14 protein-coding genes are annotated in these 13,194 nt (G+C 36.8%); 13 read left to right on the top strand and 1 reads right to left on the bottom strand.

Features of this window, described 5'->3' with window-relative positions; genetic code table 11:
• Window positions 1-9 precede the first annotated feature (9 nt).
• Both GJU32_RS01020 and GJU32_RS01015 read left to right on the top strand, forming a co-directional pair.
• On the top strand, window positions 10-213 hold the full coding sequence (locus tag GJU32_RS01020; RefSeq protein ID WP_155590101.1) for a YlaI family protein: 204 nt from the start codon (window positions 10-12) through the stop codon (window positions 211-213).
• A 350-nt stretch (window positions 214-563) separates the two neighbouring features.
• On the top strand, window positions 564-782 hold the full coding sequence (locus tag GJU32_RS01015) for a hypothetical protein (protein WP_155590100.1): 219 nt from the start codon (window positions 564-566) through the stop codon (window positions 780-782).
• A gap of 859 nt (window positions 783-1,641) precedes the next feature.
• Here the strand turns inward: GJU32_RS01015 and yhfH are convergent.
• Complete coding sequence (gene yhfH / locus GJU32_RS01010) at window positions 1,642-1,767, bottom strand: protein YhfH (protein ID WP_004230455.1); 126 nt, start codon at window positions 1,765-1,767, stop codon at window positions 1,642-1,644.
• Between the two features lie 144 nt (window positions 1,768-1,911).
• Here yhfH and GJU32_RS01005 point away from each other — a divergent pair, with 144 nt between their 5' ends.
• From GJU32_RS01005 to cccB, 11 genes are all read left to right on the top strand, one after another.
• On the top strand, window positions 1,912-2,904 hold the full coding sequence (locus tag GJU32_RS01005; protein ID WP_155590099.1) for a lipoate--protein ligase: 993 nt from the start codon (window positions 1,912-1,914) through the stop codon (window positions 2,902-2,904).
• Window positions 2,905-3,004: 100 nt separating this feature from the next.
• Window positions 3,005-3,709, top strand: a complete 705-nt coding sequence (locus tag GJU32_RS01000) for a response regulator transcription factor (protein ID WP_155590098.1) — start codon at window positions 3,005-3,007, stop codon at window positions 3,707-3,709.
• A complete protein-coding gene (locus GJU32_RS00995) occupies window positions 3,709-4,692 on the top strand; it encodes a sensor histidine kinase (protein ID WP_155590097.1) in 984 nt (327 codons plus the stop codon). Before GJU32_RS01000 ends, GJU32_RS00995 begins: the two co-directional genes overlap by 1 nt.
• Window positions 4,693-4,703: 11 nt before the next feature.
• A complete protein-coding gene (locus GJU32_RS00990) occupies window positions 4,704-5,129 on the top strand; it encodes a hypothetical protein (protein WP_155590096.1) in 426 nt (141 codons plus the stop codon).
• 12 nt (window positions 5,130-5,141) lie between these two features.
• The gene (locus GJU32_RS00985) at window positions 5,142-5,918 is read left to right on the top strand and encodes an ABC transporter ATP-binding protein (RefSeq protein WP_155590095.1); all 777 of its coding nucleotides are present in this window, start codon (window positions 5,142-5,144) and stop codon (window positions 5,916-5,918) included.
• Complete coding sequence (locus GJU32_RS00980; protein ID WP_155590094.1) at window positions 5,890-7,824, top strand: FtsX-like permease family protein; 1,935 nt, start codon at window positions 5,890-5,892, stop codon at window positions 7,822-7,824. Before GJU32_RS00985 ends, GJU32_RS00980 begins: the two co-directional genes overlap by 29 nt.
• Before the next feature lie 142 nt (window positions 7,825-7,966).
• Window positions 7,967-9,514, top strand: coding sequence for a fatty acid--CoA ligase family protein (locus GJU32_RS00975; protein WP_155590093.1), 1,548 nt, complete (start codon window positions 7,967-7,969; stop codon window positions 9,512-9,514).
• A gap of 252 nt (window positions 9,515-9,766) precedes the next feature.
• Window positions 9,767-10,411 (top strand): VTT domain-containing protein, encoded by a 645-nt coding sequence (locus tag GJU32_RS00970; protein WP_230874923.1) that lies wholly within the window; start codon window positions 9,767-9,769, stop codon window positions 10,409-10,411.
• A 165-nt stretch (window positions 10,412-10,576) separates the two neighbouring features.
• On the top strand, window positions 10,577-11,806 hold the full coding sequence (locus GJU32_RS00965; protein WP_155590091.1) for an EAL and HDOD domain-containing protein: 1,230 nt from the start codon (window positions 10,577-10,579) through the stop codon (window positions 11,804-11,806).
• 178 nt (window positions 11,807-11,984) lie between these two features.
• Window positions 11,985-12,827: a YitT family protein gene (locus tag GJU32_RS00960; protein WP_155590090.1), complete on the top strand. Its 843-nt coding sequence runs from the start codon at window positions 11,985-11,987 to the stop codon at window positions 12,825-12,827.
• A 48-nt stretch (window positions 12,828-12,875) separates the two neighbouring features.
• Window positions 12,876-13,193: a cytochrome c551 gene (gene cccB, locus GJU32_RS00955; protein WP_155590089.1), complete on the top strand. Its 318-nt coding sequence runs from the start codon at window positions 12,876-12,878 to the stop codon at window positions 13,191-13,193.
• The last annotated feature ends 1 nt before the right edge of the window (window position 13,194 follow it).

Genomic DNA, 13,194 nt, shown 5'->3' with positions numbered 1-13,194 from the left:
GGGAATGCAATGCGCGTAAAATGCGTTATTTGCGATACGATTCAAACTATAGATGATAATTTGCCTTTAGCCAAGAAGTTACGTAATCGTCCAATTCATACTTATATGTGTACGATTTGTCATGATCGAATTAAAGAAAATACGGTTGCAAGAATTGAATCTGGTAATTTTCGTTTTTATCGAACTTCACCACAAATGGATAAAGAATTTTAACTGTAAGACAAGCAAAAAAGAGGTGCCTCTAAAATTGAGGCATCTCTCAGACTGTAGACAAACTCAAAAAATTTGAGAGTTTGCCTACAGTCTTTTTTCTTTTACAATGAAATAAAGTAAAGCCGTTGATTTCCACTACGGGCGGACGCTTTCCGCGGGCGGGGTCGAGCTGCTTCCCTCGCTTTGTTACTGCCGCTTCGCTTTCGTACAGAAAACATTCGCTCAGTCCAGGATCTCGACTTTCCCGCTTTTCCCGCAGGAGTCGCCGCCCTTCGTTCCAATCAACTTCTACATAAAGAAATCCCTATTCATATGTGATAAAAAGTAAACTTTCGAGGTGATCAACCATGATGACGAAAAATCAAATAAATGAACGTGAACAATTAGAATTGTTAGCGATTGATCAATTGTTACCTGAAGAATATTTAGTACGAAAACTAGAGGCTGCTATTGATTTTTCATTTATATATCCATTTAAAGAAACAATTGAGCGTGTCTTTGCGGATGCGAAAGAAATGCTTGGGATGCTATGGATAACCTTAAGAGGTCTTAAAAAATTGTCCATGTAGGCAATGCTTACTTTTGCTACCATGAATTTAAAGAAACTGACTACTTGGAGCTTAAAAGAGTTTTTATGCTGAAAGAGTATGTTTAAATGGGTAGAAAATTACCATTCTTAAACATGTTCAAAGAAGAAAAAATGACAAAAAGAATCGAGTATGAATTTCTCGATTCCTTTTGTCTACAGTCTGAGCACTCACCCAATGTACGGTGAGTGCTTTTTTGTTAATGTCAGATATTACCAATGAACGCTTATCAACATACAATGCTACTTCTTCAGCCTCAAATGAGATAAACAAAACCACCAATAGAATTTTTTTTGAAAGGTGAAAATGGATTACCATTGCAGGCTACTTGCTTTCCTGTGGGCGAGCGTTGAGCTATCCCACGTTAGTCAAGTAGCCTTCCACTCCAACCCACTTTTTTGCAAAGGTTTTCAAATAAAGTGAAGGTGTTCACTACTCATTTTATTGAGGGGGGAGGGTAACCAATCACTTCTCTACATTGAAAATAAGAGCCTATCCTTTCATTATTTATACAAATAATGGGCTATTTTGTTCACTATTGTTAGTATGAAGGAAAATCCACTTTGCAGATTGGTTGATTGGAGTGGAGCCAACGTCACTCCTAGGGGATTAGCGGCTCATCCAACGTCCCCTGGAAAGGACGCAGGCCACCCCCTTGCTTTGCCAAAAGGTGTGACATCTTCTTTTTTCAAAAACAAAAAACAACAGCTGATATGAGCGTATCAGCTGTTGTTTTGTAAGTGTAAGAGATTTAATTAAGAGTTCATCATATATATGATGAAGCGTGTCATGTTTGCTACGTGTGGGGCACGTATATGACGATTACAGAATAGGCAAATGCTTATAGGTGGTTACATTTTTCACAAGTGTTGCTGTAGCATTCGCTTTGTTCTTCCATTTTTTCACCGCACTCAGTACATTGCTTAGCAGGCAAATTTTTGAAAAATTCAACTACGTTTTCTAACATTGTGGACTCCTCCTTTAAGTTCATCTGTACTATTACTGTTCTTATATTTTCTAGTGTATTATAACAGATGCTTTTCGTCAACACAAAATGCCTAATTTACGTTAAAATAAATATGGATATTTTGTGGAGGAGGAATCGTAAACTATGATTTTCGTTGATAATAAAGGGATCCATGATCCACGCATTAACCTTGCTATTGAGGAGTATTTGCTAAAAACGATGGATGTTGAGAAAGAGCCAGTGTTACTTTTCTACATCAACCAGCCATCGATCATCATCGGTAAAAACCAAAATACAATTGAAGAGATCAATACAGACTATGTAGAGGATAATGGCATTATTGTTGTACGTCGTCTGTCAGGTGGTGGAGCCGTGTATCATGATTTAGGAAATCTTAACTTCAGCTTTATTACAAATGATGATGGCGATAGCTTTATGAATTATAAAAAATTTACACAGCCAGTGGTTGACGCTTTAGCAAAAATGGGTGTGAATGCAGAGCTTTCAGGTCGCAATGACATTCTAGCTGAAGGGCGTAAAGTTTCTGGAAACGCACAGTTTTCCACAAAAGGGCGTATGTTCAGTCACGGTACATTGATGTTTGATACAGAAATTGATGCGGTTGTTTCAGCCTTGAAGGTGAAAAAGGATAAGATTGAATCGAAAGGCATTAAATCTATTCGCTCTCGAGTAGCAAACATTTCGGAATTTTTAAAAGAGAAACTGACAGTAGAGGAATTCCGCCTTGAAATTTTAAAATCCATTTTCGGTGGAGAAGAAAATATTCGTTATTATGAGTTAACTGAGGAAGATTGGGCAAATATTCACAAGCTATCAGCAGAGCGTTATCAAACTTGGGAGTGGAACTTTGGGAAATCACCACGCTTTAATATTCAAAAAACACACCGTTTCCCAACAGGAGGCATTGATATCCGCCTTGAAGTGAACCATGGTGTAATTGAAGATGCGCATATCTTTGGTGATTTCTTTGGTGTAGGTGATATTGCTGACATAGAACAGCGCTTAGTTGGGACAAACTATGACAGAGCAGCCATTGCTCAGGCATTAGCTGACATTGATATTCCTACATATTTTGGTGGAATTTCAACAGAAGACTTTTTACAATTAATTTATTAAGTAAAATACGGTTTCGTGTAATGTTTTAGCCTAAAGGTTCGCTGACAATTATGTCATCGAACCCTTTTTTGATACAATATAGAAAGAAAGGAGTGTTGATATGGAAAAGCATCGAATATTCATAGTTGAAGATGATGTCAAGATTGCATCATTACTAGCGGAAACGCTTAGAAAATATCAATACGAAGTGGCAACAATTCGAGAATTTGATCATCTTATAGAAGAATTTACAGCATTTAATCCACATATGGTGTTGCTTGATATAAATTTGCCTGCATATGATGGCTACTATTGGTGTCGTCAGCTGCGTCAACATACAACGTGTCCAATTATTTTTATTTCTGCACGCTCAGGGGAAATGGACCAAATTTTTGCACTTGAAAATGGAGGCGACGATTTCATTACTAAGCCATTCAACTATGAAATTGTGTTGGCTAAAATCCGTAGTCATCTTCGCCGTACATATGGTGAGTATGCAGCAAGACAAGAGGAGCGGACAATAAAACAAGGGCAGCTTGTACTTCACTTAGAAAGAATGGAGCTGCATAAAAATGATTTAGAAATTCCTCTTCAGAAAAAAGAATGTATCATTTTAGAACTACTTATGGGGGGGGCGCCGAAAGTAGTGACGCGTGAGCAACTTTTAGAGGAGCTGTGGGACGATCAGGCATTTGTCGATGAAAATACGTTAAATGTTAATATGACCCGAGTACGTAAAAAGTTGGCGGATTATGACATATCGTCAACAATCGAAACCGTACGTGGTGCAGGTTATCGTTTCATATTAAGTGCAGGTGAGCTATAGTGGGCTGGAAATTATTTTTACGTGATTACGTATCATTTATTGTGTTTCAGCTCTTATTAGTTGGCTTCATTATGGTGTTGTATGCATTAGATGGTTTTCGAAATATTGATACAGCTATTTACTCCTTCTGTATTAGTCTTGTACTATTAGCTTCTTTTTTGCTTGTTCGCTATTTAATGAGACAACGTTATTTATTGAAAATAACCCAGCTCCCTACAGCGATGGAGGATGTACTACAAAAAAATGCTAAAACGCCAGAAGCTATGCAAACCGAGAAATATATGCATGAGTTGTATCGACTTTATCAGCATGAGCTTCACTCACTATACGCAAGTCAAAAACGTCATGATCAGTTTATGAACCAATGGGTGCACCAGATGAAAACACCTATTTCTGTTATTGAGTTATTATTGCAGGATGACCGTCCTCTTGAGAAGAAAAATGTCCAAGAGGAAATTGATCGTTTACGCAGGGGCTTGGACATGGTCCTTGTTAATGCGCGTTTAGAAAATTTTGAGGACGATATGCAAGTAGAAAGGGTTGCACTAAAAGCAATTGTGACTGCAACTGTTAATGAAAATAAACGTTTATTTATTACGAAAAGGGTTTTCCCTGAAATTCATATTGAGGATGATTTAATTGTTGCCAGTGATTCGAAATGGCTTCGATTCATTCTAGGTCAATTTGTAACCAATGCAGTGAAGTACACGTTCGAAGCCAATAAAAAAATTGTGATTTCTGCCATTGAAAAGGATGGGTATGTACAGCTAGCCATTCGTGATGAAGGAATTGGGATTCCAGCTTCTGATCTTTCACGTGTTACGAAAGCCTTTTTTACTGGTGAAAATGGGCGGAAAACAGGGGAGTCTACGGGAATGGGCCTATATTTAGCCAAAGAAATCTGTGAAAAGCTTGGACATGAATTGGCTATTACATCAGAGGTAGGAAATGGAACGATGGTTACTGTGACATTTACAAATTAGGGGGCGCTAGGATGGAAGAAGTACGTATTGATGATTGGTTATTAACGATTGATAAGGAGAAAACAAAAGCTCTTAATATGACACACATGCAAGAAGGGGATAGTTTATCCTATCAAAATTTCCTTATGGCGAATGAAATACTAGATGTAGAACTACTGCATTTTTCAAATAGGCTTGGGTTAAACTTACACCAACCGACATTATTAAATGCATTCCCTGTTGAAGGTCAACAGATTATGTACAGTGGCTATTATACTGTGTGTGGTGAGATCAAAGAGGGAGAAATAGATGCTTGGGATGTCATTATTGGGGAGCATTGCTTTAGTTTAGTAGAGGAAGAGCCACTTTTAACTTTAACAGAGCCCCATTTTCAAATCGGCTTTGAGGTCGTATTAGAGTGGCATTTACCACAATCCTTAGAATTAATGAAGAAATAAGGTGAATGAAGTATGCCTATTTTACAAATTAAAGATGTAACAAAAGTTTATGAAGGTAAGGTTACGCATCGTGCATTAAATCAATTGAGCTTTGATGTTGAAGAAGGCGAGTTTTTAGCTGTTATGGGGCCTTCAGGAAGCGGCAAAACAACGTTGCTGAATATTATTTCGACAATTGATGAGCCAACTAGTGGCGAAATCATACTAGATGGCATGAATCCACATAAACTGAATGCAACGGAGCTAGCTTACTTTAGAAGAAGACAGCTAGGTTTTGTGTTTCAGGATTTCAATCTTTTGCATATGCTGACGGTCGAAGAAAATATAGTACTGCCATTAACATTAGACCAGCAGCCGTTAGAAGTAATGGAGGAACGTTTGGCTAATATTGTAGAAAAGCTAGACTTAACTTCTTTCCTGCATAAACGTCCAAACGAAATATCTGGTGGACAGGCGCAAAGAACCGCAATTGGTCGAGCACTTATTCATAACCCTAGTCTCATTTTAGCTGATGAGCCGACGGGTAATTTAGATTCCAATTCTTCGCGTGATGTGCTTGAGCTTTTAACAAAAGTAAATAAGGATAAACAGACAACGATTGTGATGGTAACCCACGATCCGATTGCAGCAAGCTATTGTGATCGAGTGTTATTCATTAAAGATGGTGAATTCTTTAATGAAATTTATCGTGATGACCGTCGTCAAATGTTTTTCCAACGTATACTAAATGTTTTGAGCTTACTAGGAGGAGGGCAAGTAGGTGACCTTTCGACAATTCGCTTACCGTAATGTCGTACGGAACAGCCGGATATATGGTGCCTTTTTCATGGCGAGCTTTTTTTCTGTGGCTGTATTTTTTATCTATTCAATGCTGATGTTTCACCCTGATATTGAACGTGGGATATTAGGGGAAGTATCGCTTATTGGGATGGTAGGTGCTGAAATTGTACTCGTCCTCTTTACGTTATTCTTTTTATATTATTCAATGAGTGCCTTTTTAGAGGCTAGATCTCATGAATTTGCCATTTTACTGCATTTAGGAATGGAAAAGCGTCAGATGAATAAACTTGTCTTCTTAGAGACAATGATTATTGGCGTAGGCTCAATTATTGTAGGGATTGTCTTTGGTTTCTCGTTTTCAAAATTCTTTTTTATGATTGTGCGAGAAATCTTACATTTAGATGATTTACCAATGTATGTTTCCTGGGAGCCATTCTTGTTGACGATTGGTGTTTTTTCTAGTGCATTTGTCGTGATTTCTTTTATTAGTGTGTACTTTACAAGAGAGAGAAAATTACGAGATCTCATTAAAGGTAGTGACTATTTAAATAGCTTAACAACCTATTCAAAAATCCGAGCTGTTTATGGTGTTGCTTTAATTTTAACGACGTATATTCTCGCGTTTGTTGTGGGGCATACTTCATTAATTGGGCTAACCTTGTTAATACCATTTTCAGCGACATTTGGAACATATTATTTTTTTAGTGATTCCGTCCCATGTTTTTTAGATTTAGCACGTAGAAAACGTAAATACCACTGGCAACGTTATCGTTTGCTCTCATTAGCGGAACAAGCTCATATTATGATGGATAACGTGAAAATGTTTTTCGTTGTTACGATGGTTTCAACACTTGCATTTTTATCTGTAGGTGTATTAGCAACCATGTCCTCTTATACAGCCCAATATGATCGCTTAAATCCACTAGGGTTAGTTTATAAGGGGGATGTCGATAATCCATTCGAGCGGGAGCATATCAATTCATTAAGGCTACAATTAGAGGAGAAAGGTCTATCCTATCAGTTGTCCCGTTTTATTGTCGTCAAGCAAACATCTTCTTTCACTCGAAATGAAGTGGAGGTCTTTCGAGAGTCTGATATGAATGTCTTGCTTTCTTCCTATAGTTATCCATTGCTGAATTTGGAAGCTGGTGAGGCAGTTTTTATCCCTTATTCAGAGGATTCACTAAAAAAATTAAAAAATAGAATCGTGCATACAGTGTTAGAAGAAAATAATATACCGATAACTATCGATAGTGTCTATCCAAAAATAGTGTTTCCAGGTTCGATTGTAAGTGTCAATTCGATCGTCATCAGTGATGAGGACTTTGAAAAGCTTATTCATCCAATTTCTGATCTAGACATTATTCAGCCGAGCTATCATTTATTTACATTTGTTATTCCACAATGGATGGAAACAAAAGAAATTGGTAGAGATATAGATCATCTAGAATCAAATTTATATTTTATTAAGAAAGATAAATTTAGCCCTTTCTACTTTGAAAATGCAGGATTAAATTATTCTTATATACTAGCTACCTACTCATTATTTACATTAGTGGGTGTATTAGTTGCAACTGTATTTTTACTTGCAGCAGGGAGCTTTATCTATTTCAAATTGCATACTTCACTTGAACGAGAAAAACGTAAATTTGATGTATTAAAGCGCATGGGTTTAACTGATACGGAGCTGAAAAAACTAGTTAATCGCCACCTATTTCCTCAATTTTTCTTGCCTTGGGGTGTTGCAATGATGCACAGTGCCTTTGCTTTTCTAATGGTTCAAGGTATTTTGAGAGACATTGCAAATATTTCTATTGCAAAAGAAGTGTTCTTTTCTTTTGGCTTTTTTGTGTTAATACAAGTTGTCTACTTTTATTTAATCCGTTGGCGTTACATTTCTCATATCCGCTCATGATGTATTTGTCTAAGAGAGAAAAAAATGAATTATTTGACGTAATTTATGACATGAAATAAAAAGACTCATTGTCTTTTAGATACATTTCTTATATAATATTACTGAATAACGATTCATTTTATACGATAAGGGGATGGTGTAATTGAATTTAGTTTCACGTGTTCGCCAACAGGCAACAGAACAACCGGAAAAAGTTGCGTATCATTTTATGGGGAAGGATACGACTTACGGTGAATTTGAGCTTACTGTTGGTCGCTTTGCAAAGGGGTTACAAGATTTAGGTGTTGAAAAAGGGGATCATGTGGCGTTTTTACTCGGCAACACGCCGCATTACTTAATTGCCTTGTATGCAACAATGCGCATTGGGGCAACGGCAATACCAGTTAATCCTATCTATACACCGGATGAGATTTCTTATATTTTGCATAATGGGGACGTAAAAGCAGTCATTGCACTGGATGCGTTGTTACCATTGGTTGAGAAAGGTGTACAAGCATTTCCACAAGTAAAAACATTTGTAGTTTGTGAAACAACAGCGGATATAGCTGAAAAAGTCGCAGCTTTATCACCACAAGCACAAGAAAAAACGCATTTATTTACACAAGTCATCGCTATGGCATCTCAATCTTTACAACCTGTTGAGGTAGCAGATGATGACAATGCTATCATTTTATATACTTCTGGAACTACAGGTAGTCCAAAGGGTGCTATGCTGACACACGGCAATGTCTATTCAAATGCGAGAGATGTTGCTCATTATTTGGGGATTAATGTAGATGATCGTGTCATTGCTACATTACCCGTGTTCCATGTATTTGCCTTAACAGTTGTGGTGAACGCTCCTTTATTAAGTGGAGCAACGGTTTTACTTGCACCACGTTTTAGTCCTAGCGAAATTTTTGCCTTAGCACAAGAGCAAAAAGCGACTGTATTTGCTGGTGTTCCAACAATGTATAATTTCTTATATCAATTACCTGAAGGCAATCCTGAAGATTTCTCGAAGATCCGTTTAGCCATTTCAGGGGGGGCCTCATTGCCTGTTGCACTATTACATAATTTCGAGCAGAAATTTAATGTGCGTGTGTCAGAGGGATACGGCTTATCAGAAGCTTCACCCGTTACATGCTTTAATCCATTAGATCGTGATCGTAAAGCGGGCTCTATTGGTACATCAATTAGCAATGTAGAGAATAAAGTTGTCGATGTGAATGGTCAGGAAGTACCTGTTGGTGAAGTTGGAGAACTGATTGTACGTGGACCTAACGTGATGAAGGGTTACTATAAAATGCCTGAAGAATCGGCGATGGCGATACGCGATGGATGGCTCTATACAGGAGATTTAGCGAAAGTAGATGAAGAAGGTTATTTCTACATTGTCGATCGTAAAAAGGATATGATTATTGTAGGGGGCTTTAATGTTTATCCTCGAGAGGTTGAGGAAGTACTGTTTGCCCATAAAAACATTGTAGAGGCAGCAGTGGTAGGATGCCCAGATCCTAACTTAGGGGAAGCTGTTCATGCATATGTAGTGTTAAAAGAAGTAGCAGCTACGACAACCGAAGATCTACTTTCTTATTGTGCCAAGCATATGGTGAAATACAAGGTTCCGAAAGTAATAGAGATTATAGATGAACTACCGAAAAATACGACAGGAAAAATACTACGTCGTTCTTTAAAAGAAAAAGTTTAAACGAGAGAAGCTACTATTGATAAATGGTAGCTCTTTTTTTGTACATTATTCGTATAATAGTAAAATCAGTTGAGAGTAGACGACTGTAAGTGATAAAATCAAACTTGTGAAATCTTCTACATATTTTTCAAGAGCTTGTCATATAGTGTGAAAGTAATGTAAAAGAGACATACAAAGCTGGAACCCTTTGATGTGAAGCTACGTCAAAGTTTTAGGTAAAAATACTATTGAAAGAGAGCATACAAAAACATGATAGAACTCATTAAGGAGTTAATAAGCTTTATTGTGCATATCGATGTGCATTTAGAAGAAATTATTCGTGATTTTGGTAATTGGAGTTATCTTATTTTATTTGCAATTGTTTTTGTAGAAACAGGCGTTGTTATTTTCCCATTTCTACCTGGTGATTCATTGCTATTTGCTAGTGGTACACTAGCTGCCGCAATGGGGGCCTTTGATATGTGGATCTTAATCCCTGTATTTTTAGTAGCAGCTATTTTAGGAGATACGGTGAATTACCATATTGGTCATAAGGTAGGAACATCTATCCCTCCAAAGAGTCTCCTCGGTAGAGTTGTCAAAAAAGAACGTATGGAGGCAGCTGAAAAATTCTTTAATACACATGGTGGGAAAACGATTGTTATCGCTCGTTTTATGCCATTTATCCGTACATTTATCCCGTTTGTGGCGGGTGCAAGTAAAATGAAATATAGCTATTTCTTATTTTACAATATCTTTGGTGCTTTTTTATGGGTATTCAGCTGTACATTACTAGGTTACTTCTTTGGTAATATTCCTATTATTAAAGATAACTTCTCTGTTGTACTGATTTTGATTATCATTATATCAGTTGTGCCTGCAATAATCGGTGCGATCAAATCCAAAGTTGGTAAATAATGAGGACAGTCCTTAAGTGATACACTATCGCTGGGACTGTCTTTTCTTGTAGTTTGTCTAATAAATCCAGTGCTACCATGCTAAATTTTATGGAAGTATAAGCACCAGGTCGTTAAAAATGTTATACTATTAATTACTAGAAAATGGAGAAATGGGGGCTACAATATGGAGATATTTATCGGCAGACAACCTATTTTTAATCTTCATGAACAGGTCGTTGCATATGAATTATTATATCGTGGCAAAGACGTAAATGCATTTCCATTGGTTGATTCAGATGCAGCAACTATTGATGTACTAGTGAACTCATTTCTTTCAATTGGTTTTGAAGAGGTAACAAAAGGTAAACCAGGTTTTGTTAATTTTACTGAAAACTTACTAATGAGCTCCATTCATGAATTTTTAAATCCTTCACAGGTCGTAATTGAGATATTAGAGGATGTTCCGCTTACTTCTCAGTTAGTGGAACGTGTGATTGAACTAAAAAAATATGGGTTCCAAATTGCATTAGATGATTTTATTATGAATGAACATGTGGAAGTCTATAACGAATTATTCGAACAAATCGACTATATTAAAGTAGATTTTTTAGCGTCACCTATGGTCAAAAGAATGGAGATTGAAAATAAAGTAAAGAATAATTTTCCGCATATTCAATTGCTCGCTGAAAAAGTAGAGACTCGTCATCAATTTGAAGTGGCCAAGGTTTCTGGTTACGTCTTATTTCAAGGCTATTTTTTTGAACAACCTCAAATTATACGAGCAACGGACATTCCAGCGAATACGATTCAGTACATTCATATCATCTCGTTGTTAAAAGAGGAAGAACCCAATATTCAATTATTAGCAGAAAATATTGAACGAGATATTTCATTGACGTATAAATTATTACAAATGATTAATAATTCATCTAAACGTTCTAAATCTAAAGTACGTTCTATAAAACAAGCCATTGTGCTTCTGGGAATATCGAATTTACGAAAATGGATATATTTATTGGCCATGCGTGAAATAGAAATCGACGCAGATTCAGATCTTTTTAAAGAAGTAATGTGTACGTCTTTATTCCGTGCAAAAGTCTGTGAGAAACTCGCGAAGCTTTCTTACAAAAAGAATTTCTCAGAATATTTCTTAGTAGGTATGTTTTCACTAATTGATACATTGCTACAAAGACCGATGGATGTCATTTTACTGCAGCTACCGTTTTCTGAGGACATTACGAATACAATCTTAGGTTATGAAACAGAAATGACACCTTATCTAGAGTTTAGTATTGCTTTAGGTAAATTAGATTGGCAACGATTAGATGAGTTAGCTGCACAGTTGAATATCCAATTAGTTGATATTGAACATTTATACTATGAGGCTATAGAATGGGCAGAAAAATCGTTTTAATAAAAGTCTATAAATTTCCACTGCAATAGCTATCTTAACTTTTCAGTTAAGATAGCTTATTTTATATCTTCCACAATGCAGTGTTTCCTTCATCAGGATGAAGTTCTCAACGTGTAAAGTATTTGCTATAATCATCTCGTCTTAAAAAAATTCTGATAGTTGAAGTGGGCGTGGGGAAATGAAACATGATGTTAGAGAAAGCATTGTGGAGTATGTGTATGTGATTGTAGGAGCGGCAATTATTGCCATTGGTTTTAATGTTTTTTTATTACCAAATCAAGTCGCTTCAGGTGGGGTAAGTGGAATTAGCACTATTTTGCATGGTTTATTTGGTTGGAATCCGGGAATTGTTCAATATGCATTTAATATTCCATTATTTATTGCTGGTGTGTTATTGCTTGGCAAAAAATTTGGCATTAAATCATTTATCGGTACGATCACGTTACCGTTTATTGTCTTGCTAACAAATAGCTGGGAGCCTTGGACTGATAATTCTTTACTAGGAGCTCTTTTTGGCGGAATTGTTGTTGGCCTAGGAATAGGACTGGTCTTTAAAGGGAATGCTTCAACTGGTGGCACTGATTTACTAGCGCAAATCATTACGAAGTATACAGGATTATCGCTTGGAACAAGTGTACTGTTAATAGATGGAATCATCGCAATTAGTGCTGCAGTTGTTTTTGATTTAGAGAAAGGTTTGTATGCTCTGATTGCACTTTTTGTTACGACAAAAACGATTGATATTATTCAGCTAGGTTTTAGTCAATCTAAAATGGTCTATATTATTACGTTGAAACAAGATGAGGTAAGGGAAGCCATTTATGCAGAAATTAATCGGGGTGTAACGAAGTTACCAGCAATCGGTGGTTATACTGGAGAGGCGCGACCAATTCTTATGGTTGTTGTTTATCAAACAGAATTCACAAAGCTGAAACAACTCATTAAAAGCGTTGATCCATCAGCGTTTGTTATCGTTTCTGATGCTTATGAGGTATTAGGAGAAGGTTTCAAACGTGCATAATTTTGGTATAATGGCGGCGTAAGTTATTTATTATGAGGAGGGGTACTAATGAAAAAAGCAATGTTAACATTAGTGTTCGGATCAGCAATCTTCTTAGCTGCATGTGGTGGCGGAGATAAAAATGCAACTAATAATGAAGGTGCTACAGAGCCAGATGGTGAGGCTATTGCAATGAAATCTTGTGTGTCTTGTCACGGTGGCGAGCTACAAGGTGCCGCTGGACCAGCATTAAACGATGTAGGTTCTCGTTTATCGGAATCGGAAATTTTAGATATTATTAATAATGGTAAAGGTGGTATGCCAGGAGGAATTGTAAAAGGCGCAGATGCTGAAGCAGTTGCTAAATGGTTAGCTACTAAAAAATAAG

This window comes from Lysinibacillus cavernae (genome assembly GCF_009724685.1).
Lineage (GTDB): Bacteria > Bacillota > Bacilli > Bacillales_A > Planococcaceae > Lysinibacillus > Lysinibacillus cavernae.
This window is presented reverse-complemented; position numbering and strand designations above follow the sequence as displayed.

Excerpts from the sequence above, each read along its gene's own strand:
- GJU32_RS00985 (WP_155590095.1), top strand. The coding sequence starts at position 5,142 with ATGCCTATTTTACAAATTAAAGATGTAACAAAAGTTTATGAAGGTAAG.
- GJU32_RS01005 (WP_155590099.1), top strand. The coding sequence starts at position 1,912 with ATGATTTTCGTTGATAATAAAGGGATCCATGATCCACGCATTAACCTT.
- GJU32_RS00965 (WP_155590091.1), top strand. The coding sequence starts at position 10,577 with ATGGAGATATTTATCGGCAGACAACCTATTTTTAATCTTCATGAACAG.
- GJU32_RS01020 (WP_155590101.1), top strand. The coding sequence starts at position 10 with ATGCGCGTAAAATGCGTTATTTGCGATACGATTCAAACTATAGATGAT.
- yhfH (WP_004230455.1), bottom strand. The coding sequence starts at position 1,767 with ATGTTAGAAAACGTAGTTGAATTTTTCAAAAATTTGCCTGCTAAGCAA.
- GJU32_RS00960 (WP_155590090.1), top strand. The coding sequence starts at position 11,985 with ATGAAACATGATGTTAGAGAAAGCATTGTGGAGTATGTGTATGTGATT.
- GJU32_RS00990 (WP_155590096.1), top strand. The coding sequence starts at position 4,704 with ATGGAAGAAGTACGTATTGATGATTGGTTATTAACGATTGATAAGGAG.
- GJU32_RS01000 (WP_155590098.1), top strand. The coding sequence starts at position 3,005 with ATGGAAAAGCATCGAATATTCATAGTTGAAGATGATGTCAAGATTGCA.
- GJU32_RS01015 (WP_155590100.1), top strand. The coding sequence starts at position 564 with ATGACGAAAAATCAAATAAATGAACGTGAACAATTAGAATTGTTAGCG.
- cccB (WP_155590089.1), top strand. The coding sequence starts at position 12,876 with ATGAAAAAAGCAATGTTAACATTAGTGTTCGGATCAGCAATCTTCTTA.